The sequence below is a fragment of the Pseudomonas tremae genome, assembly GCF_023278125.1.
Classification (GTDB): domain Bacteria; phylum Pseudomonadota; class Gammaproteobacteria; order Pseudomonadales; family Pseudomonadaceae; genus Aquipseudomonas; species Aquipseudomonas tremae.
In genome coordinates, this window is record NZ_CP066270.1 from 5022860 (window position 1) to 5049705 (window position 26846).

At 57.4% G+C, this 26846-nt stretch carries 21 protein-coding genes and 2 pseudogenes; 9 read left to right on the forward strand and 14 right to left on the reverse strand.

Annotation, left to right across the window (positions count from 1 at the left end; translation table 11 throughout):
• Nucleotides 1–9: 9 nt before the first annotated feature.
• The 4 genes from I9H09_RS22610 to I9H09_RS22625 are packed head-to-tail and all read left to right on the forward strand — an operon-like array spanning nucleotide 10 to nucleotide 3239.
• Nucleotides 10–798 (forward strand): MetQ/NlpA family ABC transporter substrate-binding protein, encoded by a 789-nt coding sequence (locus tag I9H09_RS22610; protein WP_122312636.1) that lies wholly within the window; start codon nucleotides 10–12, stop codon nucleotides 796–798.
• Nucleotides 795–1925 carry a methionine ABC transporter ATP-binding protein gene (locus I9H09_RS22615; protein WP_122325482.1) on the forward strand — a complete coding sequence of 377 codons (1131 nt, stop codon included), beginning with the start codon at nucleotides 795–797 and terminating at the stop codon, nucleotides 1923–1925. Before I9H09_RS22610 ends, I9H09_RS22615 begins: the two co-directional genes overlap by 4 nt.
• Nucleotides 1915–2559: a methionine ABC transporter permease gene (locus tag I9H09_RS22620; RefSeq protein WP_005888124.1), complete on the forward strand. Its 645-nt coding sequence runs from the start codon at nucleotides 1915–1917 to the stop codon at nucleotides 2557–2559. The genes I9H09_RS22615 and I9H09_RS22620 overlap by 11 nt, the downstream gene beginning before the upstream one ends.
• 56 nt (nucleotides 2560–2615) lie before the next feature.
• On the forward strand, nucleotides 2616–3239 hold the full coding sequence (locus I9H09_RS22625) for a class I SAM-dependent methyltransferase (protein WP_005888122.1): 624 nt from the start codon (nucleotides 2616–2618) through the stop codon (nucleotides 3237–3239).
• A gap of 132 nt (nucleotides 3240–3371) precedes the next feature.
• On the opposite strand, the gene I9H09_RS22630 is transcribed toward I9H09_RS22625, so the two are convergent.
• From I9H09_RS22630 to I9H09_RS22670, 9 genes are all read right to left on the reverse strand, one after another.
• Nucleotides 3372–6476, reverse strand: a complete 3105-nt coding sequence (locus I9H09_RS22630; protein ID WP_236502322.1) for an efflux RND transporter permease subunit — start codon at nucleotides 6474–6476, stop codon at nucleotides 3372–3374.
• Entirely contained in the window at nucleotides 6473–7543 is a 1071-nt protein-coding gene (locus I9H09_RS22635) for an efflux RND transporter periplasmic adaptor subunit (protein ID WP_122346528.1), read from the reverse strand. The genes I9H09_RS22630 and I9H09_RS22635 overlap by 4 nt, the downstream gene beginning before the upstream one ends.
• A complete protein-coding gene (locus I9H09_RS22640; protein WP_005888117.1) occupies nucleotides 7540–8658 on the reverse strand; it encodes an efflux RND transporter periplasmic adaptor subunit in 1119 nt (372 codons plus the stop codon). The genes I9H09_RS22635 and I9H09_RS22640 overlap by 4 nt, the downstream gene beginning before the upstream one ends.
• 285 nt (nucleotides 8659–8943) lie before the next feature.
• The gene (locus tag I9H09_RS22645; RefSeq protein ID WP_122346527.1) at nucleotides 8944–9510 is read right to left on the reverse strand and encodes a hypothetical protein; all 567 of its coding nucleotides are present in this window, start codon (nucleotides 9508–9510) and stop codon (nucleotides 8944–8946) included.
• 147 nt (nucleotides 9511–9657) lie between these two features.
• A complete protein-coding gene (locus tag I9H09_RS22650) occupies nucleotides 9658–10392 on the reverse strand; it encodes an RHS repeat-associated core domain-containing protein (RefSeq protein WP_235662911.1) in 735 nt (244 codons plus the stop codon).
• 112 nt (nucleotides 10393–10504) lie between these two features.
• Nucleotides 10505–11524: an ABC transporter substrate-binding protein gene (locus tag I9H09_RS22655; protein WP_005888111.1), complete on the reverse strand. Its 1020-nt coding sequence runs from the start codon at nucleotides 11522–11524 to the stop codon at nucleotides 10505–10507.
• Nucleotides 11525–11562: 38 nt separating this feature from the next.
• Nucleotides 11563–12429: an ABC transporter permease gene (locus I9H09_RS22660; RefSeq protein WP_005621338.1), complete on the reverse strand. Its 867-nt coding sequence runs from the start codon at nucleotides 12427–12429 to the stop codon at nucleotides 11563–11565.
• Between the two features lie 175 nt (nucleotides 12430–12604).
• The gene (locus I9H09_RS22665) at nucleotides 12605–13486 is read right to left on the reverse strand and encodes an ABC transporter ATP-binding protein (protein ID WP_236502323.1); all 882 of its coding nucleotides are present in this window, start codon (nucleotides 13484–13486) and stop codon (nucleotides 12605–12607) included.
• 16 nt (nucleotides 13487–13502) lie between these two features.
• Complete coding sequence (locus tag I9H09_RS22670) at nucleotides 13503–14399, reverse strand: TauD/TfdA dioxygenase family protein (RefSeq protein ID WP_122346525.1); 897 nt, start codon at nucleotides 14397–14399, stop codon at nucleotides 13503–13505.
• A gap of 219 nt (nucleotides 14400–14618) precedes the next feature.
• Here I9H09_RS22670 and I9H09_RS22675 point away from each other — a divergent pair, with 219 nt between their 5' ends.
• The 5 genes and pseudogenes from I9H09_RS22675 (at nucleotide 14619) to I9H09_RS22695 (ending at nucleotide 21231) form a co-directional block, all read left to right on the forward strand.
• A complete protein-coding gene (locus tag I9H09_RS22675; protein WP_147467997.1) occupies nucleotides 14619–17717 on the forward strand; it encodes an autotransporter domain-containing protein in 3099 nt (1032 codons plus the stop codon).
• Nucleotides 17718–17888: 171 nt separating this feature from the next.
• A pseudogene (locus I9H09_RS22680) lies at nucleotides 17889–19278 on the forward strand (DUF6861 domain-containing protein).
• Nucleotides 19271–19888 carry a GAD-like domain-containing protein gene (locus I9H09_RS22685; protein WP_005888101.1) on the forward strand — a complete coding sequence of 206 codons (618 nt, stop codon included), beginning with the start codon at nucleotides 19271–19273 and terminating at the stop codon, nucleotides 19886–19888. Before I9H09_RS22680 ends, I9H09_RS22685 begins: the two are co-directional and overlap by 8 nt.
• Nucleotides 19889–19942: 54 nt before the next feature.
• Entirely contained in the window at nucleotides 19943–20560 is a 618-nt protein-coding gene (locus I9H09_RS22690; protein ID WP_122346543.1) for a GAD-like domain-containing protein, read from the forward strand.
• A gap of 54 nt (nucleotides 20561–20614) precedes the next feature.
• Nucleotides 20615–21231: pseudogene (locus I9H09_RS22695) on the forward strand (GAD-like domain-containing protein).
• 127 nt (nucleotides 21232–21358) lie between these two features.
• On the opposite strand, the gene I9H09_RS22700 reads toward I9H09_RS22695, so the two are convergent.
• From I9H09_RS22700 to I9H09_RS22720, 5 genes are read right to left on the reverse strand one after another with little or no spacing between them, the layout of a single operon-like run.
• Nucleotides 21359–22585 (reverse strand): MFS transporter, encoded by a 1227-nt coding sequence (locus I9H09_RS22700; RefSeq protein WP_122346524.1) that lies wholly within the window; start codon nucleotides 22583–22585, stop codon nucleotides 21359–21361.
• A gap of 48 nt (nucleotides 22586–22633) precedes the next feature.
• Nucleotides 22634–23020, reverse strand: a complete 387-nt coding sequence (locus I9H09_RS22705) for an ectoine synthase (protein WP_003403190.1) — start codon at nucleotides 23018–23020, stop codon at nucleotides 22634–22636.
• 35 nt (nucleotides 23021–23055) lie between these two features.
• Nucleotides 23056–24234, reverse strand: coding sequence for an acyl-CoA dehydrogenase family protein (locus I9H09_RS22710; RefSeq protein WP_122324883.1), 1179 nt, complete (start codon nucleotides 24232–24234; stop codon nucleotides 23056–23058).
• Nucleotides 24227–25258 (reverse strand): class I SAM-dependent methyltransferase, encoded by a 1032-nt coding sequence (locus I9H09_RS22715; protein WP_122324884.1) that lies wholly within the window; start codon nucleotides 25256–25258, stop codon nucleotides 24227–24229. The genes I9H09_RS22710 and I9H09_RS22715 overlap by 8 nt, the downstream gene beginning before the upstream one ends.
• A gap of 16 nt (nucleotides 25259–25274) precedes the next feature.
• A complete protein-coding gene (locus I9H09_RS22720) occupies nucleotides 25275–26816 on the reverse strand; it encodes a class I adenylate-forming enzyme family protein (RefSeq protein WP_122346523.1) in 1542 nt (513 codons plus the stop codon).
• Between the last annotated feature and the right edge of the window lie 30 nt (nucleotides 26817–26846).

Sequence of the window (26846 nt, forward strand, 5' to 3'; positions counted from 1 at the left end):
GACCGCACCATGACCAAAACCCTCGCAGCACTGGCCCTCGGGCTGTTGACCCTGACCGCTTACGCCGCAGATAAACCCTTGAAGGTCGGCACCACGGCAGCCTTTGCGATACCGCTGGAAGCCGCTGTCGAAGAGGCTGGCAAGCAGGGCCTTGAAGTCGAGCTGGTGGAGTTCACCGACTGGATCGCGCCCAACGTCAGCCTTGCCGCAGGTGATATCGACGTGAATTACTTTCAGCACATTCCGTTTCTGACCAACGCCAATGAAGCCGCTGGTTTCGGTCTGGTGCCTTATGCACCGGGGATCATCAATAACGTCGGGCTGTACTCGAAAAAGTACCAGCGCTTCGATGAGTTGCCGACCGGCGCCACCGTGGCCATCGCCAATGATCCGATAAACAGCGGACGCGGTCTGCAACTGCTGGCCAAAGCCGGACTGATCACCCTCAAGGAGGGCGTTGGCTACAAGGCCACCGAGGAAGACATCACCGCCAACCCGAAAAAGCTCAAGCTCATTCAGGTCGAGGCCGTGCAACTGGTGCGCGCCTACGATGACGCTGATCTGGTGCAGGGCTACCCCGCCTATATCCGCCTGGCCAAGACCTTTCCTGCCGATTCGGCGATTCTGTTCGACGGCATGGATCACCCTGAATACGTGATTCAGTTCGTGATCAAACCCGATCACAAGGACGATCCACGCCTGGCAAAATTCGTCGATATCTACCAGCACTCGCCGGTGGTCCGCGCCGCGCTGGACAAGGTCAACGGCAAGCTCTACCAAGTAGGGTGGAAAGAATGACGGCAACCTCGCAACGGCAACTGCCATTCGACACCACGGGCACAGGTCAGTTGGCGCAACACACCGAGCTGCACCCGGAGCTGAACCGCGCCCATGTGCGGCTCATCAACCTGGGCAAGACCTACCACGGCAAGCAAGGTCCGGTGGAGGCCCTGGGCAATATAGACGTGGCCATCCAGCGCGGCGAGATCTTCGGCATCATTGGCCGTAGCGGCGCAGGCAAATCCTCGCTGATCCGCACCATCAACCGCCTGGAACAACCCAGTAGCGGCAGGGTGCTGATCGATCAGGTGGACATCGGCGAGTTCGACGAAGACAAACTGGTCGAGCTGCGCCGACGCATCGGGATGATCTTTCAGCACTTCAACCTGATGTCGGCCAAGACCGTGTGGCAGAACGTCGAGCTGCCATTGAAAGTGGCCGGCGTACCGAAAGAGCAGCGAGCGCTCAAGGTCGCGCAGTTGCTGGAACTGGTGGGTTTGCAGGACAAGCACAAGGCGTATCCGGCGCAATTGTCCGGCGGGCAGAAACAGCGCGTCGGCATCGCTCGCGCACTGGTTCACGACCCGGCGATACTGCTCTGCGACGAAGCCACCTCAGCGCTGGACCCGGAAACCACCCAGTCGATTCTTGCCCTGCTGCGCGAGATCAATCAGCGTCTGGGCCTGACCATTGTGCTGATCACCCATGAAATGGCAGTGATCCGCGATATCTGCCACCGCGTCGTGGTGCTGGAACAGGGCTGCATCGTCGAGCAAGGGCCGGTCTGGCAAGTGTTCGGCGACCCGCAGCACGAAGTCAGCAAAACCCTGCTCGCGCCGCTGCAGCTCGGGCTGGCGAAGGAATGGACCGAGCGCCTGAGCGATCAGCCGCAACGACCGGATTCGGCCATGTTGCTGGACGTGCATTTCACCGGCACAAGCAACCAAGGGCCTGACCTGGCAGCGCTGTTTGCGACACTGGGCGGCAAGGTGCAATTGCTGCAGGGCGGTGTCGAGCGTATTCAGGACCGTGCCATCGGGCACATGATTCTGTTGGTTGCCGGCTCGCCGCACGGTCGCGACGAACTGCTGGGCCGCGCCCGCACACTGGCACCGCGCGCGGAGGTATTGGGCTATGTGGACTGATCGCTTGCTGCAAGGCACCCTCGACACCTTTCTGATGGTCGGCGTGTCGTCATTGATCGCATTGCTGCTGGGCATTCCGCTGGCGGTGATTCTGGTCACCAGTTCCAAAGGCGGCATCTACGAAGCACCAGCGATCAACCGGGCGCTGGGCGGTTTCGTGAACCTGTTTCGCTCTATTCCGTTTTTGATTCTGATGGTGGCGTTGATCCCGTTTACGCGGATGATCGTCGGCACCACGTACGGTGTATGGGCCGCCGTCGTGCCACTGACCATCGCAGCCACGCCGTTCTTTGCGCGAATAGCTGAAGTGAGCCTGCGCGAGGTCGATCACGGTCTGGTAGAGGCGGCGCAGGCGATGGGCTGTCGGCGCTGGCACATCATCTGGCATGTGCTGCTGCCAGAAGCGCGTCCCGGCATCGTCGGCGGCTTCACTATCACGCTGGTGACCATGATCAACTCGTCGGCGATGGCCGGCGCGATCGGGGCAGGTGGGCTGGGCGACATTGCTTATCGCTATGGCTATCAACGCTTCGATACACAGGTGATGCTGACCGTGATCGTGTTACTGGTGGCGGTCGTGGCGCTGGTGCAACTGGGCGGTGACCGGCTGGCACGCAGTTTTGACAGACGCTGAGCAGCCCGCGCGGTCCGAGGGTATATTGGCGTTCTTCCTTTACCGGACCGCCTTTGATGAAACTCGACCCACAGACCCTTGCGCAGATTACCTCGACCACCGTCAGTCATTACAACAGCGTGGCTGACGACTTCCGCGAAGGCACCCGCGACCACGACGTCAGCCAGAATATCGATGCATTGCTGCGCCACATCGACGGACCGAAGCCGTGGCAGATTCTCGATTTCGGCTGCGGCCCGGGGCGTGATTTGAAGACGTTCACGGCAATGGGGCATGTGGCGGTCGGGCTCGACGGCTCCGAGCGTTTCGCTGAAATGGCACGTGCCGAAACCGGTTGCGAAGTGTTTCAGCAAAACTTCCTTGAACTCGACCTGCCGGAAGGCCGCTTCGATGGCATCTTCGCCAATGCGGTGTTGTTCCACATCCCGAAGCAGGAACTGCCGCGCGTGCTGCGCGAGCTGTATGCCACGCTCAAACCGGAAGGCGTGCTGTTCAGCTCCAACCCGCGCGGTCAGAACCAGGAAGGCTGGAACGGCGAGCGTTATGGTGCTTATCACGACCTGCAAGCGTGGCGCGAATTACTGACTGAAGCCGGGTTTACCGAGCTGGAACACTACTACCGTCCAGCGGGGCTGCCGAGGGAACAGCAGCCGTGGCTGGCGAGCGTGTGGCGGCGCTAGGCCTCGTGTCAATGCGCCGCATTGGCCAGAAGTTCAGGACGCTCTGCGTCCCCTTTGCGACGCAGAGCGTCTAGAAATGCATCCCCACGCGGAGCGTGGGGACGATAATCAAACCGGGGGCGTGGGCAATAATCATCCTTGCGCAGGCTGTGCGTTTTCGCTCTCGTTCTTGTCCTCGGCTTCCTTACGCTGTTCGTCGGTCGGTTCCTTGATGCGATACCAGGCCACGTACAGCGCTGGCAGAAACAGCAAGGTCAGCAGCGTGGCGATGATGATGCCGCCGATCATGGCGTAGGCCATCGGCCCCCAGAACACTTCCCGAGCAATCGGAATCATGCCCAGGCTGGCCGCTGCCGCCGTCAGCAGAATCGGCCGCCGGCGATGTTCGGTGGCTTCGACCACGGCGTCCCAGGGCAGATAACCACTGCGCTCATAGGCATCGATCTGGGTCACCAGAATCACCGAGTTGCGGATGATGATGCCTATCAGCGCCAGCACCCCGAGAATCGCCACAAACCCCAACGGCGTACCTGTAGGAATCAGCGCCAGCACCACGCCTATAAGGCCCAGCGGTGCGACGCTGGCCACCAGAAACATCTTCTGCACGCTGTGCAACTGGATCATCAGAAACGTCGCCATCAGGAACAGCATCAGCGGTGCAACGCTGGCAATCGGTCCCTGCGCCTTGCTGCTTTCCTCAACCGTGCCACCGGTCGCGACTTTGTAGCCTACCGGCAAACCGGCTGAAAACTTGTCGATTTCCGGCTTAAGCTGATTGACCAGATCGGTCGGCTGAATCTCGTCGCGCACCGAGCCCTTTACGGTGATGGTCGGCTTGCGATCACGCCGCCAGACCAGCGGCTGCTCAAGCTCATAGCCGACATTGGCAAATGCCAGCAGTGGAATCGAGGTGCCGCTGGGGGTCACGATCTGCAGATTTTGCAGGGTTTCCGGCGTACCACGCTCGGCGTCTTCAGCACGTCCGACCACGTTGATCAGGTAGATGTCGTCACGCACCTGAGTCACGGTAGAACCACTGACCACGGTGTTCATCAGTTTGGCGACGTCCTCGGACGACAGCCCCAGTTGCCTGGCCTTGTCCTGATTGATGTCAATGCGCAGGACCTTGCCCGGCTCGTTCCAGTCGTAGATAACTTCGCCCACATGCGGGTTCTGGTCCAGCAACGTGGCCAGCTCGATGGCGTGCTGACGCACCTTGTCGATATTCTCGCCGCTGACGCGATACTGCAGCGGACGACCCACCGGCGGGCCCATTTCCAGCGCCTGTACGTAGGAGCCGATGCCGACGAAATCATCGCGCAGACGCTTTTGCAGCCGAGCGGTCAATGCGCCCCGCTCTTCCAGGCCTTTGCTGACAATCACCAACTGGGCATAGAACGGGTTTTCCAGCTGCTGATCGAGCGGCAGGTAGAAGCGCACCGCACCTTGCCCGATGTAGGTGCTCCAGCGCTCGATGTCCGGGTCGTCCTTGAGGCTCGCTTCAAAGCGGTCCACTACCTTGCGCGTCTCGTTGATCGAGGCGTTTTGCGGCAGGTTCAGGTCGACCAGAATTTCCGGACGGTCCGAAGACGGGAAGAACTGGTTCTGCACGAACTGCATGGAAAACAGCGACGCGGCGAACAACCCTACCGTGATGCCGATCGCCAGCCAGCGATGGCGCATGGCCCAAAGCATGCTGCCGTTGAACGCACGGCCAATGCGGCCGGGTTCTTCGGATTTCGGTTTGATATTGGCCTTGAGGATATGCACGCCGATCACCGGCGCAAACAGCACGGCAACCACCCACGACACCAGCATCGCCACGGCAATCACAGCAAACAGCGTGAAGGTGTACTCCCCCGCCGAGCTGTTGTTCAGACCGATAGGCACAAAACCGGCCACTGTCACCAGCGTACCGGTGAGCATCGGGAACGCTGTCGAGGTGTAGGCGTAAGTCGCGGCCTGCTCCTTGGTTTCACCCATTTCCAGCCGTGTGACCATCATCTCCACGGTAATCATGGCGTCGTCCACCAACAGACCTAGGGCGATGATCAACGCACCCAGAGAGATCCGCTGCATGGTGATGCCGCTGTATTCCATGAACACGAATACCATCGCCAGCACCAACGGAATCGAACAGGCAACCACCAGTCCCGCACGAAACCCGAGGCTGACGAAGCTGACCAACAGCACGATGATCACCGCCTCGAACAACGCGCTGGTAAAGCCACCTACCGCCTTGTTCACCACCTCGGCCTGATCCGATACCTTGTGTACGCCGATGCCAACAGGCAGCTCGGCGGTCGTGGCGTCCATGCGTTCATGCAGCGCCTTGCCGAACGCTTGAATGTTGCCGCCCTTCTGCATCGCGATAGACAGCCCGATGGCCGGTTTGCCGTCAAAGCGAAACAGCGGTTTGGGCGGATCGGTGTAACCGCGCGTGATGTCGGCAATGTCGCTCAGGCGGTAAAAACGGTCGTTGATCCGCAGGTTGACCGCAGCCAGATCCTTCTCGGAAGCAAACTGCCCGGAGGTGCGCACGGAAATCCGCTCTGGCCCCGCTTCTATCACCCCCGCAGGCGTCACCGCGTTCTGCGATTGCAGGCTCTGTACCACCTGAGTCTGGTCGATGCCCAGCGCAGCGAGTTTGCGCGTGGAGAAGTTCAGGTAGAGCACTTCTTCCTGCTGGCCGATCATCTCGACCTTGCCCAGACCAGGCACTTCGCGGATGTCGGCACGAACCTTTTCTACGTAGTCACGCAACTGCCGCATCGAGAAGCCATCTGCGGTAAACGCGTAGATCGAGCCGTAGACATCACCGAACTCATCGTTGAACGACGGGCCTTGCAAGCCCTGCGGGAACTGGCCGCGGATGTCGTCGACCTTTTTGCGCACCTGATACCAGATCTCCGGTATCGCCTTGGCACTGGTGGTGTCACGCAGATAAACGAAGACCGTGGATTCACCCGGCCGCGTATAGCTCTTCACGTAGTCCAGCGAGTCCAGCTCTTCAAGCTTCTTCTCGATGCGGTCGGTGACCTGCTCCAGGGTCTCGTCCACCGTCGCGCCTGGCCAGCGGGTCTGGATAATCATGGTCTTGATGGTGAAAGACGGGTCTTCCTCGCGCCCAAGCTTCATGTAGGAAAACACGCCCATCAACAGCGCGACGAACATCAGGTACCAGACAAACGACTGATGCTTGATGGCCCACTCGGACAGATTGAAATTCCCTTTCATCGCGAGCGTTCCCCATCGACTTTGACTTGCTGACCCGGCTTGAGGCTGTTGACGCCTGCGCTTACAACTTTTTCGCCCGCTTTGACACCGTCTGCCAGCAGAAAGCTGTCGTTGTCACGACTGATGATGCTCACTGTTCTGGGGCTCACCGTCTGGCTTTGCGGGTCGACGATCCACACCTGAAGTTTGCCATCGACTTCCTGCAGGGCACTGATCGGTAAACGCATACGCGGCGAGATGGTCGAGCTGAGCTTCACGCTGATGGCGGTACCCAGCCGGAACGCTGGCGGGGTATCGGTCAGTGACAGCCGCGCGCGGCGTGTGCGCGTTGTGCTGTCGGCCTGAGGTTCGATTTCACGAATGATCGCCGTGGTGTTCACCTCAGGGTTCAACTGACTGGCAACGGTGAAAACCACATCGCCAGGCAATTGCTCCGCCAATGCAGCGGGCAGGTCGATAACAGCTTCCTTGATGTCGGGGCGCGCCAGAGTCACCACTTCCTGGCCTGCGGTGACGACTTGTCCGGCTTCGACCTTCCACTCGGTAACCACGGCGTCGTGATCACTGCGCAGCTCGCTGTAGCTCAATTGATCGCGCGCCTGCTGGGCAGCGGCCTTGGCCTGCTCCTGCGACGAGCTGGCAGTCTTCAGGTCAGTCAGTGCAATGTCCAGCTGCGCCTGAGCACCGACGCCACGGTCGAACAGCTCTTGCTGACGACGGGCATTGGCCTGCGCGTTGATCCACTGCGCCTGAACATTGGCCAGGTCGCCCTGCCGGGCACGTACGTTATTCTGCTGATCGGTCGGATCGAGGGTGGCGAGCAAGTCGCCCTTCTTCACTTCGCTGCCGACGTCGACGTTACGCCGGGCGATACGTCCCGACACTCGAAAACCCAGCACACTCTGGTAACGCGCCTGAATGTTGCCAGCGAAACGCCCGAAAGCCAGATTCGATTCAGGCAATGCCTTAACGAAGACCACAGGGCGTACCGGCTCGGGGGGCTTTTCATCCTTGCCGCAACCGCTTAACAAAAGGCCGCCAAGCAACAGACATGACAGGCGCTTCATGGCTTCACCTGCGCGTTTTGCTGTTCAGGCTGTTCGGCAATTTCGACCTGCATGTCCGGATGTAGCAACTGTCCGCCTGCCACCACAACTTTTTCTCCATTTTTGAGCCCGTCACCGATGATGACCTTGGCGGTCAGGTAGCGGGTGACAGTGACTTTGCGCAAGTTGACCTTGCCTTGCTCGTCCACCACCCACACGGCGGGCTTGCCTAATTGCTCGCCAAGGTCCTTGGTGAGCGCCGCCCAAGGCAACTCTACGCTGGCACTGGCAGGTGCGCTCAGCGCCACACTGACCACCGACCCCAGGTCCATGCCTTGCGGTAACGAATCGAGCGCGACCTTGACCTGCAACGTGCCGGTCTGCGCCGAGACGGCAGGCGTCACTTCGCGCACCTTGCCGCTGACTTTTATATTCGGGTTTTCGAGCAAAGTGACTTGCACCGGCTGATTGACAGGCGGCTGGACAAACAGCGATTCATACACGTTGAACACCGCATCGCGCTCGCCGTCACGGGCCAGATCGAAAATCGGTGCAGTGGCCTGCACGACTTGTCCGACCTCAGCCTGACGCGCAGTGATCACCCCTGGCGCATCTGCAATCAGCGCGGTGTAGCTCAGTTGCTCGCGAGCATTGGCCAGCTGCGCCTGCGCCGCTTTCAACGAACTCTCGCTACCGCGCACAGCCGCCTGAGCAGAGTCATATTCACTGCGGCTTGTGTAGCCCTTGGGCAACAGCTTTTGCTGGCGGACGAACGCTGCGCGGGTCTGGCTCACGCGAGCCTGCTCGGCAGCCACCGAGGCAGCGGCGGAATCGACATTGATCTGCAGATCCTTGGGATCAAGTCGGGCCAGCACCTGCCGGGCAGTGACGCGATCGCCGACATCCACATTGCGCTGGATGATCTTGCCGTTGACCCTGAAAGACAGGCGGGTCTGTACACGGGCCTGAACATCGCCCGTCAACGCCACGCTGGCCGCGAAGTCGGCACTTTTTACCGTTTGCACATAAACCCTTGGCAGCTCCGGAGCGAGCGGCTTTTCCTCGCCACACCCCGCCAGCATCGCCAAGGCAGCAGCGAGACCGAATGTAATCAGTCTAGAAGGACGAACGGGCATGCAGACTCCTTGTGCGGCAGCCAGGGGTGGGCGAGATATCAGGAGAGAATAACGTGAGCATGCGACTTTGCGCGAGGGGCAGGGTTCATTGGGCGAAGAACTTTTGCACTGGAATAACCCGGCGTGGGCCAGACCTGCGATGTCTTTTTGAGCCGAAGAGCAAGAATGAGTGATCTGACGAGGAGGATTACCCTCCGATGCCCCTCAGAGACGCCGACTGAGAAACGCGGGGTCACCGGTGCAACATGAACAGCCGCACACAGTGCCCCTTAAATCCACACATCTTTATTCAGCGCTTTCTTTGTAGATATCCACACAGGATAATTTCCCGTCAATACCGTTATAGTAACGCCCCTCAAAATATTCCAGCCCGTCTGTTACCTCACCCAGCGGAAGGTCTGGGGCCAGAGAGTTAGGCCAGAAGTTCTCTATAGACTTGGTCAATTTGTACTTATAATAATCGTCGTCAAAACGATTGCTGTCATTGCACCTATCGTCATAAAAAGCGATGACGGTCGCCGTGCCGTCTATAGGATAAACATTGCTTAACCTGTAGGCAGTAGCAGCATCATTCTGGCATCCATAGTCGGTGCCCATTTGAAAGAATTGCTCAACCCACGGAATGCTGCAGGTCATTTTCCACCCTCCAGGAACACCGCTGTCTCTCTGCCAAAACTCCAGCGCAGCGGCGCTGCTGGCAGAGTGTGGCACGTCAAGGGGTACTGTCGGGGTAGTCATGCGAGGCTGACAGCCCAGCAAGGTCGACAGTACTGTCACCGTCGCTATCGTTTTGATAAGAGTACTGTGCGGCCTGCACCCTTTTTTTATATATTCCGCCGTCTTAATATTCATGACCTCTCCGTGCTGTCAACCATCAAACTTCCGTTTAGCGCAACATGACGCAGCATGTTGCAGGGAACGTGAGAGTGGCACGAGGGGTTGTCAGAAAATACTATCAACGTCGATAGGTATTCAGATCAGCGCTCAGATACGTATGACCTATAAGTGGGTCACTTCCTCTACGTAACGGATATTTGCAGGTTTGCGTGCCGCGCGCTTTGCCGCTTCTGTACGCGCAAAACCCCAGCCACGCATGCCTAGAGTTGAAGCAGCAAAAGCTACAGCGACCGCCGCCAATGGGCGAGCGACAGCTGAGTCAGGATTGACACTTCGGACAACGAAAGCAGAGGCCCACGTAATACCACTTGCCACCGCCCCTATCGCAACAACAGCTGAAATTCTCTCCGTCGTATTTGCCTTTCTTCTGGGCACCGTGACGAGCTGACCGAAAGGTGCATCCAGATCGGAATTCACCTTTACTCCTTTGATCACCGCTCTTATCGATGAACGATTAACCATCAGACCAATGCCTGCCGTGAGAAGCCCCCCACCGATATAGACAGATGAGAGTAATACATCTATGAACTCACGTCCGTCCGGATCAGCGCGATTAACCGGATCCCCCCCACAATATGCATACGCATTCAGCCCGCCTTTGCCGAATGGGCTGAGACTGTCGGGGCTGTTGAAGCGCATCAACACGGGGTTGTAGGCGCGGTAGCCATTACCCAGCAAATAGTGGCCGGTAATGGAATCAAGCAATTCGCCATTGAAACCCGGCAGTGACATAGACTGTTGTGATACCACTGCGACAGCCTTGGCGAGCGGTGTGCGGGTCGCGATACGGTCAAGCGCGTCGTAACGGTATCGGCACAGACTGATTTGCTGAGGCATGGCGAGTAACCAGGTAGCGGTGGGTAAAGCGAGGCACGCCTCACTGCCCCTCACAGTGAAGGGTTGAAGAGGCATCCGCTACTCGTAGAATTACTAGGTTTTCATACACTGATCAACTGCCGTCAGTACCCTGCGCTTCTTCGAAAAAATAATCCTTCCAGCTCGCGGCCTTGTTTTTCAGCACGCCCAGCTCATGCAGTTTCTCGGCGTAGATGAAGGTGCGCTGCGGGGTGATGGTGAAGTCGATTTCCGGGTCCGAGACGATTTTCTCTACCAGCGGCAGCGGCAATTTCGATTGTTCGACGCGGATGTAGGTCTGCGCGGCAGCCGGCTTGTCGGCCTTGATGATCTTCTCGGCTTCGGCCAGTGCGGCGTAGAACGCCTTGTAGGTCTTGGGATTTTCGTCGTGGAATTTTTCGGTGGTGTAGAGCACGTTGAACGTCGCCTGACCACCCAGCACGTCATAAGAGCTGAGCACCTTGTGGACATTGGGGTTTTCCAGTGCCTGATACTGGAACGGCGGGCTGGAGAAATGCGAGTTGATTTCCGAGCCGCCAGCAATCAACGCTGACGTTGCATCCGGGTGCGCAAGGCTCACCGAGATGTTGTCGAATTTCTTGTAGTTGTCGTTACCGAATACCTTGGCGGTCTCGATCTGCAAGGTGCGCGACTGAAAACCCACGCCGGCAGCAGGTACGGCTATGCGGTCCTTGTCAGTGAAATCCTTGATGGTTTTCACGTTGGGGTTGTTAGTCAGCAAATAGTTGGGCATCGATCCCAGCGAAGCGATGGCCTTGACGTTCTGCTTGCCCTTGGTACGGTCCCAGATGGTCAGCATCGGTGGCACGCCTGCCGATACAACATCCAGAGCACCGGCCAGCAGCGCCTCGTTCATTGCCGTAGCACCGGAAATGCTGTTCCAGTCGACCTTGATGTCAAGCCCCTGCTCCTTGCCGTGTTTCTCGATCAGCTTCTGATCACGCACCACGTCGAGGATCAGGTAGCCGATACCGAATTGCTGAGCGATGCTGATCTTGCCTTCCGCCTGCGCGCCGCTGCTGAGCAAGGCACCGCACAAGCCGAGAGCGGCTGCCAGCACAGTCAGTGCCTGGCGTTGAAATGCAGTTGTCATGTGGTTCTCACCCTGATTATTCGAAAGAAGAAGGCGTTTCAACGCTGCATGCCCCAGCGCTTGACGGTCAGGCGCTCAATGTTGGCAAACAGCAGGTTCTCGACCAGCAGCCCAATGAGGATCACTGCAGCCAGGCCAGCGAAAACCTTGTCGGTATACAGCTCGTTACGATTCTGGAAGATGTACCAACCCAGCCCGCCTTTGCCGGACGAGGCACCAAATACCAGCTCGGCGGCGATCAGAGTGCGCCAGGCAAAGGCCCAACCGATTTTCAGGCCGGCGAGAATCGATGGCAGGGCAGCAGGAATCAGAATGTGCCAGACGAAGCGCAAGCCCTTCAGGCCATAGTTGCGCCCGGCCATGCGCTGGGTTTCCGAAACGCCGAGAAAGCCCGCGTAGGTATTAAGCGCCAACGCCCACAGCACCGAATGCACCAGCACGAAGATCAGGCTGTTCTGCCCCAGTCCGAACCACAACAGCGCCAACGGCAGCAGCGCAATGGCAGGCAGCGGGTTGAACATGGCGGTCAACGTGCTCAGCAAGTCGCGGCCCAGTTGAGTGGACACTGCCAGTGTGGTCAGAGCGAACGCCAATACGATGCCGATCAGGTAGCCCTGGATCAGCACCGTCAGGGAGATCCACACCTTGCCCGGCAGCTCGCCGGAGATCAGCCCGTCATAAAAGGCGGCGGCCGTCTGCAGGAAACTCGGCAGCAGCAGATCGTTATTCTGCAGCCGCGCCGCAAGCTCCCAGATAACGGCAAGGGCGATCATGATCACGCTTTTGCGCACCCAGCTCAGCTGCCAGATGCGCTGCGCGAGCGGCAGGTCTCGGGCCAAGTCTTCCTGAGTGAAAGGCTCCAGCGTGATTTCGTACTCTTCGCGAGCAGGAGGTGCGAGGCTCATGGTTTGGGTTTCTCGGTAGTCGTAAAAAGCGTATACACAGCGCTCTGGGAAACGGTTTTGTGGGGGGAGCGGACTTGTCCGCGAAAGGGCCGGTGCACTCTCTGAAGGTGCATCGTCTGAACTACCGTCTTCGCGACCAAGCTCGCTCCCACGCCCCTGCGGGCAGAAGCGCGTATCAATAAGCGATCCGGATGTCCTGGAAGTTCAGTTCCCGATCGACCGGCTCAGTCTCACCTTCGTCAAACAGCAGGCGATGAATACGCTGGGCGGTTTGCTGGAAGCCGACGCCGCCAAGGCTTTTCAGATCGTATTGATGGCTGTTGATTTCCGCCCGCACACGTCCCGGATGCGGCGACAGCAACAGGATGCGATTACCCACCACCAGCGCCTCTTCGATGGAATGCGTGACGAACAGCAAGGTGAAACGCACCTCCTCCCACAGCTCCAGCAGCTCTTCCTGCATCTTGCGTCGGGTCAGTGCGTCCAGCGCGGCGAACGGCTCGTCCATCAGCAGTATTTTCGGCTGCATGGCCAAGGCTCTGGCAATCGCCACACGGGCTTTCATGCCACCGGACAGGGTATGTGGATAGGCGTCGGCAAACGCGCTGAGGCCCGCTTTTTCCAGGTAATAACGTGCGCGCTCCAGCGCCTCGGGGCGCTTCAAGGTGCGCGATGCCAGCAGCGGAAACATGACGTTCTCGATCACGGTTTTCCAAGGCGGCAACTGGTCGAACTCCTGAAACACCACGATGCGATCCGGACCGGGCTCGGTGACCTGGTTGCCCGCCAGACGAATCTCGCCTTCGCTGGGCTGAATGAAACCGGCCACCGCCTTGAGCAAAGTGGACTTGCCGCAGCCAGATGGGCCAAGCAGCACGAAGCGATCTGCCGGGTCGACCTCGAAGCTGACCTGATGCGTTGCCCGCACCACACGTTCTGGCGTGCGGTATTCGAGGCTGACGCCGCGAACCTGCAGCAAGGCTTCGGCGGTGTGCTGAACAACCGGTTGCAGTTGGGCACTCGTGCTGGCCGTGTGGCCTTGCGCGACAGCATTCATGAAAGGCTCTCCTGACTCAAAACGGCGCGGAGCCTTGAATGGTCGTGCGATGCAGCTTGCGTCGCAGATGGGCCGGGCAACCGGCAGCCAGGTGAATCAGGGACCGGTTGTCCCAGAACACCATGTCGCCGGGCTGCCACTGATGCCGGTATATGTGCTCGGGCTTCACGCTGTGGGCGTAGATTTCGTCGAGAATCTGCCGGCTTTCAGCTTCAGGCAGGCCGAGAATACGCGTGGTGAAACCCTCGCTGACAAACAATGCCTTGCGACCGTTTTCAGGATGAGTGCGCACAATAGGGTGACTGACCTCGACCACCTGAGCCAATTGCTCGGCTGTCAGGGTCGGCCGCCAGCTAGCGGCGTTATGGCCTTCGGCATAGCGCGCGGTATAGCTATGAACCGCCGAGCGGCCTTCAACGGCATCGCGCAGATGTTGCGGCAATGTGTCCCACGCCTGGTGCATGTCCGCGAACAACGTGTCGCCGCCCTCACTGGGCAGTTCCTGGGCGTAGAGCATTGAACCCAGGCTCGGCAGTTCTTTATAGGACAGATCCGAATGCCAGTATTTACCGGCATCGCCCAAACCTACCGGCTGACCGTTTTCGACGATGTTGGAGACGATCAGGATTTCCAGGTGATCGGGCAGCAGAAACTGCTTGAGCACGTGAATCTGCAGCATGCCAAAGCGACGGCTGAAATCGATCTGCTGTTGCGGCGTGATGTGCTGGTCGCGGAAGACCACGACGTGATGATTCAGGTGCGCTTGATGCACACGTGCAAAGTCTGCGTCGTTTAAAGGTCTGGACAGATCCAGCCCGACGACTTCAGCGCCCACCTTGCCGGTGAATGGACGCACATCAAACGATTGCGAGGCGATGTGAGCGGACGATGAAGCGAGGGAGGCTGCTGGCATGAGAACTCCAACTCCAGAACAGACAAGACTGAAAGAAGAAACTCTATAGGCATAAGAAAGAGTTTTTAAATACCGTTAGGGAATATCGATAGCGCCGAATATTTCATACCCATTTCACGCAGGCCTGATTCACCATAAATGTGTCATGACAGTTACATCGAAGTGTCAGAACTGCTTGCTAGGGTCGGCGCCTCATCCGAATCGAGTGAAGCGCCTGCTATGCGATCCAATAAACCGGTTGCCCATGTAATAGTGTCGTCATTGATACTTTCGTTGCTCGCCGTATCCGTTCAGGCGGCAAGCCGTTCAGGTGACAACCGTATAAACGGTGTCGACCTGCTTTCCGGGTTCAATACCTTGTGGACCACCGGTGCAACCTGGGATACGGGCACGCCGACCGCTCTGGGCCAGAGTCTGCTTCGGCGCAACCTGCAGATCGTGGTCGATCGCGCGAACTCGCGTACCCTGGCGCAGGAAACAGCCGCCTATTTTGACGACCGCCGCGATCAAAGCTACAGCGCAATCAGCGGTCTGGGTTCATTGAGTGCAGCCTACAAGACCGGCGCGGGTGCCTTCACAACCATCACTCAATTCGATGACAGCAACAAAACCGTCAAGTACGACGATAAAGGCAACGGCGCCGGCAGCTCGACTTCGGCACTGGGCAAAGTGGTCGATCTGGTAGGTGCTGTGCGCAACGATGCATCCACCACACCGGCCAAATCCCACTATCTGTACCCACGCCCTTGGCGACAGAGCCTGGACGGTCAAAACCTGGCGTTCGTGGTTGCGCCGTCCCTGCGCCCGGCCGAAAGCACCACGCCAGCCAGCGACTCGGGCTTCCCCAGTGGCCACACCAACGCGGCTTATCTTTCTTCCTACGCACTGGCCTACGCGATTCCCGAACGTTTCAGCGAGTTGATGCTGCGAGCTTCGGAAATTGGCGACAACCGCATCGAAGCCGGCATGCACTCGCCCTTCGACGTGATGGGCGGGCGCATTACCGCAACCTATTTCGCCATCGACAACCTGTCCAACCCGGCTAACGCCCAGTTACGCGCCGACGCCCGTGCGCAGGCACTGAGTTATTTCACGACGCAGTGCGGCGGCGACGTCAACAACTGCATGGCGAGCATCGACCCGGCTACCGATCGCACGTCCCAACACGCACAGGACAAGGCGCTGTACACCTCGCGCATGACGTACGGCTTCGATCCGGTAGGCCCGACCAACCTGGCGCCAGTGGTGCCGACCAACGCTGAAGTCCTGCTGGAAACCCGCTTCCCGTACCTGGACGCCAACCAGCGCCGCGAGATTCTGGCGACCACCGAGATTTCGTCCGGCTATGCAGTCATCGACCAGTCAGGTGGTTACGGCCGCCTGAACCTTTACGCAGCGGGCGACGGTTACGCGGCGTTCAACTCAAATGTCACGGTTAACATGAATGCCAGCCTTGGCGGCTACAACGCCATCGACGCCTGGCGCAACGACATCAGCGGCAGCGGCGCGCTGATCAAGAACGGTACCGGCAATCTGATGCTGACCGGCAACAACACTTACACGGGCGGCACCGTGATCAACGGCGGCGTACTTACCGGTCATGCCCAGGCATTCGGCAGCGGGACGATCACCGACAACGCGACGCTGGTGGTCGATCAGTCCACGAACGACACACTCGCCAACACCCTGGCGGGCAGCGGTGCGTTGATCAAACGCGGTGCCGGTTCGTTGAACCTGACCGGCAACAACAGCCTGTCGGGTGCAACCACTGTGCAAGCGGGTCGCCTGGCGGTAAACGGCAACCTGGGCAACTCCATCGTCAGTGTGCAGCAAGGCGCCACACTGGGCGGCAATGGCACGGTCGGCGGCATCAACGTTGCTCAGGGCGGCGTGGTTGCACCTGGCAATTCGGTGGGCCAGTTGAGCGTGAACGGTAACGTCAACCTCGCTCAGGGCGCGGTTTACCAGATAGAGTCCGACGCCAACGGCAACGCCGACCGCATTGTCGCCAGTGGCCGCGCAACCATCAATAACAGCACGCTGTCACTGGTCGAAGGCGGCAACTGGCTGGCCGCGAGCCGTTACTCGATCATCTCGGCAGCCGGCGGCGTGAGCGGCGCGTTTACAGCAGTGCAAACCAACTTTGCGTTTCTTACGCCTACATTGAACTACACCGCGACCGATGTCGGGTTGACGCTGGATCGCAACGCACAGAGCTTTTCCAGCCTGGCGACCACCGGCAACGCCCGCGCCGTCGCGCAAGGCCTGGACAGCGCTGGCGCTGGCAATGCGCTCTGGCGTCAGGTGGTGCAAGATGATGCGTCGACCGCGCAGGCTACGTTCAAGGCGCTGTCCAACGAGCTGCATGCATCGACGCAGTCTGCGCTGATCGAAGACAGTCGGCTGGTGCGCAACGCCCTGAATGACCGCATGCAGCAAGCGCAGTCCGCACAGGCTTTCGGCAGCTCGACACAAACCCTCGCCGGCGACGCTTCACGTGGCGTGGTCTGGACTCAAGCCATCGGTGCTACCGGCAAGACTGAAAGCACCCGCGATGTCTCGGGCCTCGACACGCACACCAGCGGCTTGCTGTTCGGCGCTGACGTACCGCTCGACGACACATGGCGCCTGGGCGCAATGGCCGGTTTCAGCAACAGCAGCTTCGACCTGCGCCATGCGTCGGGCTCCACTGACAGCGACAACTACCATCTGGGTGTCTATGCCGGGGCCAAGTGGGGCCAACTGGGCCTGCGCCTCGGTGCAGTGCGCACCTGGCATGAACTGACAGCCAAACGCACGCTGGACCTGCCGGGCTCGTCCGAGCATTTCAAGGAAGATTACAAAGCGGCGACCAATCAGGTCTTCGGCGAACTGGGTTACGCCATCGACATGGGTAACGCGCAGCTCGAACCCTTCGCCAACCTCGCACACGTACGGCTGGACACTGACGCGTTCGATGAAAACAGCAACGCGATCAGCCTGGAGAACAAGTCCCAAGATAATCACATCACCTTCAGTACCCTCGGCCTTCGCGCAGCCACGCGTCTGAGTGTCGGCAGCGTCGCCGTCAAACCCAACGCCACACTGGGCTGGCGTCGAGCTTATGGCGACGTCACTCCGGAAAGCCGTGCAGCATTCAGCGGCGGCAGCACCTTCGAACTCTCCGGCGCACCGATCGCACGCAGCGCAGCGGTACTCGGCGCAGGTGTTGATCTGGGGTTGAGCGACACGCTGAGCGTAGGGCTGAGCTACAACGGACAAGTGAGCAGCGATGCGTCTGATCAGACGCTGAATGCGCGGGTGACGTTGGCGTTTTAAAACTGAAAATTCCCAACTGTGCAGCTCTCTGCAAGTTTAGAGAGCTGCACTGCATGCAGGACTTTGCGACTCAATGTGTAGGACCCATCAGAAAACCTCAGGTCGCTTTGACTTCATTATCGGCCTTCTCTATCGTGCCCCCACCAGCCGGAGCAGTCAGGGAGACGCCGAGTGCCGCTATGGAGCATTGTGCCGTCGTGGCTTGATATAGCGACGCTTTAGCCGAAGCATGGGATACCAGCCTGGAGCCAGCTTCCAGCGCAGCCTCAACGATGAACCGGTTTCGACCTTACAGCTCAACCTTCGACGCATCAGCAATATCAGAACCGCATTCATCCGTGCCGAATGGCAAGCAGCCCGCCGGCTTGGGCGGCGTTTCGCAGACATCGACATCGCCAGCATCATCAACGACCTGATAGACGTGGTTAGCCAAATGGCCATGATCGTCGCCGGCAGCACGCTCGTCGGAGGCGCGATAGGTGCAGGGATCGGCTTCGGTTTCTTTGGGATCGGCGCGCTTCCTTCTGGCGCAGCAGGTGCCGCAATCGGCCTGGAAGTCAGCACCTGGATTTTAGCGATTCTCGGCCTGGCCTCCATTGCCGAATTTTTCGTCGACGGCCTTCCGCAGATTTTCGACCATTACGTGCGTGGCATCAAAGTCGCCTGGGAAGGCACCCGTGGCGAGCCTGGCCTCAACCCCTTCGGCGGCGATGATCCCCAGGTTGTTGACCGCGCCGCCTATCACATCGCCCAAGGCCACGAAGAAGTGGTGATACTGCTACTGGGCGCCATCGTCGCCTACCTGACGCGCGGCCGAGGCAATGCAAACGTGCTTGCCAGCGAAATGCAGGCCAGCTCAAAAGGTGCGAAGCTGGGCCAATGGATGCTCCAGCACGAAGAAGCCCTGAAAAGACACCCCGACCTGCAAAACGCCGGCCCTCGTAGAGGGGCGCTGGACAAACCGGAGTCACCGCCCACGCCTCCACCACCCAATCGACGTGCGGACGAGCCTGAGCCGAAGAAACCGTTGGGTATGGCGGAGCATGAGGTGCCATGCTTTAGATTAAGTGAAAAGCACCGCAACCTTGCTAAAGAGTTTGATGACCAGCTAGAAGCTCAGCAAAATGGGCTGAATGACCTGACGGTGGATGAGTACCTGAAAGGGCGGAAGGCTTTTACGGATGGCGATGTTGTAAGGGATCCTAAGGTGGCGAGGGATGCACGCAATGAATTTAGACAAAAGTTAAAACAAGACTTCATAGATGAACTAAGGTCAAAAAATATAAGTGCATCGGAAGCAGAGAGTCAAGCAGAGCTACTGGCCGCACAAAAAATGTCTACATTAGCAGCCTTGCATAATCCTGACTTATTTGCCGGAGGAAAAGACATTATCGGGGGCTTTGGTGACAAACGGATCAATTCAAGCATAGGCCCTCAGTGGTCGAACCGTATAGGCGGATTGGACAGCGCTGCCAACGATATTCCTGAGTCAATTCGTGATGGCACGAAGATTAACGCGAAACTTGAAAGATGTGATAAGAAAGGGGTTAAAAATGGATGAGGATTTCGCTTTTTTTCTAGAAAAATTCGGCACAGAATTTAGCCGCCAAGAGGTTCCCACATCAAGTATTGATCGGTACAAAAACAAACTACCTAATCAGCTACTTGAATACTGGAAAGATCATGGCTGGAGCGGATATGCTCAAGGAATATTCTGGACGGTCAACCCTCAAGACTATGAAGAATTACTTGAACAATGGCTTGTGGGCACAGATATATTTGAACAGGACAACTATCATGTTATAGCCCGTAGCGCTTTTGGCAAGCTTTATGTGTGGGGTGAAAGACAAGGTAGTTGCCTGACCATTAACAGCTACTTAGCCCGATACACTCCACGAACCTCTAAATTTACAGGAGAAAAGCTTGACTTCGGCATAAAAGTTTTTTTCTCGTCAAAAAAACCTGACGAAAGCGATTTAGACGATCTATTCAGACCGGCTCTCGAAAAACTCGGCCCACTCAAAAGTGACGAAATGTACGGCTTCGTTCCTGCGTTGGCACTCGGTGGTCCAATGGAATTAAAAAATCTGCAAAAAGTAAAAACCATCGAACACTTAACATTCCTATCTCAGCTCTCTCCACTTCAGGACTGGGGATTTCCTGATGTTTGAATTCGGGAACCAGAAATTGGCTTTCTTTGTAATAATGCTAGCTTGGACTGCATGATGGACGAGCACTATGCTTTTTTTCTCAAAAAGTTCGGCCCGGCGATGGAACGCCGTGAAGTACCCGCATCAAGCATTGCCAAGTACAAACACAGGCTCCCTGATCAGTTACTTGATTACTGGGCTGATCACGGCTGGAGCGGGTATGCGGAGGGACTTTTCTGGACAGTAAACCCTCAAGATTATGAAGAAATACTTGATCAATGGCTTTCAGACACCAAATTCTGCAATCAAGACAATTACCACGTTATAGCTCGAAGTGCGTTTGGAAAACTTTACGTATGGGGTGAGAAAAACGGATTCAGCTTAAATATCACCAGTTCTATGGCACGTTATATAGAGCGGGAATCTAAGTTTAAAGGCGACGCACTCGACTTGGGAATAAGAGCATTTTTCTCTACAAAAAGCCCAAAGACCAATGGCTTTGAAGAACTATTCCCGCCCGCCCTTGAAACTCTCGGCTCACTTAAAGCGGATGAAATGTACGGCTTCGTTCCTGCTCTTGCCCTCGGCGGACCGATGGAGTTAAAAAATTTAAAAAAAGTGAAAACTATCGAGCACTTAACATTTCTCTCCCAGCTTTCTCCACTTCAGGATTGGGGGTTCCCTGATGCCTAAACTCTTGCATCAAAAATTGGCTTTCTTCGTGACCCTGCTAGCAGGGACTGTGTAATGGACGAGCACTATGCATCATTCCTTAAGGACTTTAACCCGACAACTGACCGCCAAGAAGTCCCGCAATCAAGCATTGATCGATACGAGAAAAAACTACCCGCCCAGCTGCTTGAATATTGGAAAGAGTACGGATGGTGCGGTTATGCGGACGGAATATTCTGGACCGTTAACCCGCAAGAATACGAAACTATACTTAGCCATTGGCTTAGCGAAACTAACCTTCCTAAAAACGACAACTATTATGTGATTGCCCGCAGCGCATTCGGCATTCTTTATGTATGGGGTCAAGAGCAAGGCTATTGTCTGACAATATAATCTTATCGAACGCGGTATTCCTCTCGCATCTCCAGATTTACAGGAGAAAAGCTAGATGCAGGAGTTAACGCATTTTTCTTTTCAATGAGCCCTAATCACAACGACATCGACGGCCTTTTGAGCCTGCACGAGAAAAACTCGGCCCACTAAAAAGTGATGAAATGTACGGTTTCGTTCCTGCTTTGGCACTCGGCGGACCGATGGAATTAGAAAATTTACAAAAAGTAAAAACCATCGAGCACTTAACATTCCTGTCTCAGCTCTCGCCACTTCAGGACTGGGGATTTCCTGATGTTTGAATCCCCCAACGGATCAGCGCTCACGGAGGTCTTGACCCGGATTGCGTAATGGACAAACACGGTGCTTTTTCTAAGGATTCAGCCCCGGCTCTCGCCTGATTCGGCGAAACGGAGTCAGCCCCATTTTTCATTTTCCGGCATCCCGATCAGCCTCAAGCATCAAGGGCGGGAATGGCGCGTGGGCCTTTGCAAACCACCACACTGCGCCTGCTCCGAGAATGGAGGTCAGCACGGCCAGTATCAGGATTACCTTTTGGGTGCCCAAGGGTGCGGCCAGCAAAGCCACCAGCAAACCTGCCAAAGGCTGGGACAGGTTGTTCAGCAACGTGATCACGCCCACTGTCTTGCCGAAGTCCTGGGCCGGTATCACCCGCTGCCGGATAGTGCGCATGTAGACGTTGAACATCTTGTCGAAACCGACGATCAACAGAAACCCCACCGCATAGCCGATCAGGTTAGGGCTCAGGGCGCTGATAAATGCCCCGATCGCAATCATTGAATACCCGACCCCGCCCAGAACCCGCAGAGGCAGCACGACACGGGCCAGAAAGAACAGGATCACGATAGTGGTCACCGCACCCGCCGCCTGCAGTCCTGCATAGTTGTCTTTGCCTGCGCTGTACTCGCCGATCATCATGGCTGCCGAGGTCGCCAACGTCACACCGACGATCAGGTTGACCCCTACCGCCAGCGTGATGATCTTTTTCAATTCCGCCAGGCCACGGATGTGCCCAACAGCAATCCGCAAAGGTTGCAGCCAGATGTCCTGATGCTGCTCGAACACCGCAAGCGTAATACGGCTAAGACGTTGCCACGCCAACATGCTCAGGTCTGCCAGCAGGAATAATCCGGCGACCCAGAGCACCACCCAGTGCCAGGCCCATACCTCCAGCATCAGAGCCGCCACCAGAGGCCCGAGCACCAGCCCCGTTTGGTCGGCGATCTGAGAATAGGACAACGTTTTGGTGTAGCTGTAGTGCTGAAAGATATGGGGCATGAGCACTTCGCGAGCCATGATGCCTTGCGTGGTCAACACCCCGCACAATGCCGAAAGCACCACAAGCCATCCAATGCCACCAAAGATTGCGTAGAGCCCCATCGCCAGCACGCTGAGCAATGCCCGGTAGACCTGACTGATGTGCAGAATTCTGATAGGCGAGTACTTGTCGCACAGGGCACCGCACAACGGAAACGCGAGAAATCTCGGTAAAGATTCGACAAAGAAAGCCAGCCCGGCCCATGAGGCGCTGTTGGTGGTCTGGAACACCACCAGCGGCACGATAAACAACAGGATCTGATCCGCCAGTCTCGATAGAAAAAGCGAGATAAAAAAAGCGAGGTAATCCTTACGCATGGAGAACTCCTGTCAGTAAGCGGTGTGGCATAGCGGCCAGAAGAAACATCAGTAGGCGGATCCCGTACCGTCATTGAGGTTATGTCGCTCGTCCCCACGCAAAGGCGGATTGAAGACGCTGACCAGTATCAGGTCCTGCTCCTTGCCTCCGCGCAGAAAGTGCCGATCATGCTGGTCAAGCACATACACATCTCCAGGCCGGATCGGAAATACGTTGCCTTGCATGTCCTCGACTTCGCCTTCGCCTCCAATGCAATAGCACGCCTCAAGATGATTGCGGTAATGCAAGAGCGACTCTGTGCCCGCGCGGACAATGGTGTGGCACAGCGTAAAGCCCATAGCATCACGTTCAGTGAGCAGACGGTGACTGGTTCCGGCGCCCCATTCGACGAAATAAGGGGTGTTCTCGACATCGGTTTTGTTGCGAACAAACATGTTAAACCTCTCTGAGGTGGCCGACGGGGGGAAACTCAATTCTTTTGAGCGTTGTCAGTGGCAGGCCGCAGAATCGCGTCGCCACAGGCCTGCATCGTTTCGTTCCACGCCACGTCTCGGTGCGCGGCCATCGCCTGGATATCACGCCAGTGGCGCTGAAGCGGGTTACTGGCGACCAAGGAAGACGCACCGAGCCTTTCCACTAACCGGTGCACGGCCTGCACGCATTGTTGCGCCAGATAGGCGCGGTCGCGCGTGAGCTGCAACAATTGCGCTGCGTCCAGAACCCGGTCACTGAGACCCGCCTCGTGCAGCCGGGAGATCAACGAGTCATACAACAGTTCGACGCTGTAGAGCTGTGCGGCCGAATGAGCAGCCTGTTCGGCGATCCGGGGATCACTTACCGCCGATGAACTGAAGGCAGCTACAAACGCGGCAAGAGCACCCTCTGCACAGCCCAGTAGCGGGCCAATGATCGAGGTGGTCAGATAGGGCACGAGGGGCAACCTGTCGATGTAGTCGCACGCCAATGCAAGCGGGTCCTGCGCAAACACGTCATGCAGCGCGAAGACGCGGTCATGCGGCACCAACAACCGCCGGAGCAGCACGTCGTGAGAACCGGTTGCCGCCATGCCGCAGCTGTCCCAACTGTGAAGCCTCTCCACTTCGTTGGCGGCGACCAGCACCAGAAAGCGCGGGGTGCAAGCGGCTTCGGGGTGGTCAGCGCAGGGGGCGTTGAGCATTAACCAGGTAGCATCCTCAATGCCCGAACTGAAGCGCCAGCGCCCGTCAACCCGAACACCTTCTGGCTCAAAGGACAGCAGGCTATCGGTACTGGTAGATGCTGAAGCGAACAACTGTCGTGGACCATGCCTGTAAAGCTGGTCTACGCAGGAGGGGGGCAGTCGCCGGGCGATTGAGCCGTGACCACCCACCAACGCCAGCATCCAGCCTGTAGAGGCACACGCCCGAGCCGCAATCCGTGCGCTTTCTACCAGAGTGGGCCAGTGACCCGTACGTGTGACAGGCGCGCGTGGCGACACCAGATCCAGCCAGCCTTCGGTAAACAGTTCGTCGAATGTGCTACTGCTCAGCCGGCGATTTTTTTCGGCCACAGCAGCCCGCTCTCGCCACAAAGGCAGATACGCGGCCGCCCGCTGACACATTAAGGACACTACGTTGCGCTGGAACGCTTGCTCGGCAGGCTCAAGCATCGCCAAACTCCACAACACCTTTTTGCGAAGGAGCTATGGCGCCAAGACGCGAACGTTCAAAGCAAAAATCCGCTGGCTGGACTGTCGGGCCCAGTAGATCCAGAAACTGTTCTAACTGTTGCGGGTCGTCCGAGGCAACGAACTCACAGAAGTTGCTGCTGCTCCATAGAAGGTGCACACATTTGAAGCGAGCGCAAAGAGCGCTCACCAGCACTTCCAGCGTGACTTGACCGTTTTGCATGTGTTCGAGCATCTGCTGGCGCTTCCAGCGTATCTCTTCTTCACTGAAGTAGCGGGTCTTGAACAGCTCATCCTTGATCCGCTCCCGCAAAAGGTATTCTTCCGGATCGGGGTGATCGAGCTTCTCCAGAAAAAATACCAGGCCGCCCGGCTTCAGAAATTGCTTGATGTGGGAAATCTGGCCAACGCGGTCACGGGTATAGAACTGGAATGCGGCCATCTCATAGATGAAGTCGAATCCCCCCCTGAAGCGATCGTATTCGGGGGTAGCCAACAGAGCGCCTGTTACCTTGAACACCGACTGCGCAAAGAACAACGACAACGCCGGGTCGGCATGCCGATTGAAGGTAATCTGATTGGCTGCGTTCGGAGAGGACGTAAAGCTTTGAATCAAGCCATGCGAATGACCCGCGAGTGCGCGGCCGTTACTTCCGTCAAAGGCGTCCACTTCGAACAGGCTGAAGGTTTGACCTGTTTCCCTGCTATTTAGCTGAGCAAAACGGGTCAGCGCAACGCCGACTCTGGCCAGTTCCTCGAGGATGTAGGGCACGCTGGCCAGAAAGTGGGAAAATAATGGCCCGGCACCCGAGATGAGTCGATCGTGGTAATCAAGGACCTGCGGGTCCTGGATTTCGCACCGTAGATGACTGTCCAGGGACTGCAAGGGCACTTGAGTGGCACCTGTTGCCAAACTGTGGAAGTGTCCTGAAAGTTTCAGCATCGCACTCTGTTGCAGGTCACGGTCGAGGGGCGTGTCGACATTTGGCTGGAGTGACGTCTTCATGGCATAGCTCCTTCTATCAGATTAGTCCTTTGGCGGAAAACTTGCCCGAATCGGTTTTTGGCAGAGCCTCAAGAAACACGCACTGAGTCGGGACCATGTGCCAATCCAGATGCGCCTTGCAATAGTCGATCAGCGTTTGTCCGCTGGTCTGACGGTGGTCGCTATCAAGCACGATGCAAGCCTTGGGCACATGCCCGGCCGACTCGTCAGCGACCGGCACCACCAGCACCTCGGCAACCGCCGGGTGCGAAGCCAGACACTGCTCGATCTCCCGCGGGTTCACGTTCCAGATATTGCGCGCAAATACGTCGTTCTTGCGGGCAACATAGTAGAGATAGCCCTCTGCGTCCTGCTTGAACAGATCGCCCGTGCGGTACAGCCGCGAGTGACCGAAAGCATTGTGAACAAAGGCTCTGGCGTTCGCTTCAGGCATGTCCCAGTACTCAAGCATCAGGTAGTCGCTTGTCACCAGCAGCTCGCCAACCTGCCCAGGCTGGTCGATCACCCGGTCATGCTCGTCCAGCAAGTACAGACTGACACCGGGCAGAGGTTTGCCTACAGACGTTGGCCGTCGATCAATTTCCTCAGGGGGCAGGTAGCTCACGCGCTTGCATTCAGTGAGTCCGTAGTTGGAGAAAATCTGCACCTGAGGCAGCGCCTGGCGAATGCGCTGAATGTGACGGCTATGAAGGGCCTGTCCGCTGCTGGAGATATAACGCAAGGCAGGTACCCGTGCCTGCCACTCGGGTCCGGCATTGGCCAGCAGGAAAAATACCGGAGGAAAGACATGCATTGCGGTCACCGCCTCGCGTTCGACGACCGCGAGTATTTCTTCTGCACTACCTGCAGGCCGGCTCTCAATGACACTGGTAGCCCCTGCGTACAACGGCATCATTACGTTATAGACGCCGTAGTCCGAAGCCAGTGTTGAGTAGCTGAGGATTCGGTCATCGGCTTCGTTACCCAGGTAAGCCGTGACCCGACTGCTGGCCGCCAACATGATGCGGTGATTGACGAGTACGCCTTTCGGATTGAAGGTCGATCCCGAGGTATAAAATATCGATGTGGGGCGTTCAGGGTCATCGGTCAATAATGAGGCTACGGCGCTCACTTCATTGCGGTACCCCGAGACAGCCTCGGCAAGTTGAATAACCCCAGGTATTGCTGTTGGAATCGGGACGGTGAGCAAAACAAGCTCGAGACCGGCCTCATTGATCAAGTCAGGCAAATCATCAGTGCAGTCGGTGATCAACACACGGGCACCGGAATGCTTGAGTTGATGAATCAGCTTGGTACGGCTGAGGGTGTGATGAGTCGCAGCGGTGATCACTCCGGCTTGCAGCATACCCAGATAGCTTGCGATCAGGTCAATGGAGATAGGCGCATAGAGACCTACACGGTCGCCAGGGAGGATACCGAGCGTTGCAAGCAACGACGCGATGTCATCTACCCGCTGTTGCAATTCCCGATAAGAAGTCGCTTGCCCGTCTAGAATAATGGCCGGCTTGGTCGGATATCGACTGGCGTTATCTGCGATAACCTGATGAAATAACTGCATCGTTTAACTTCCTTTTAAGCGAAACATCCC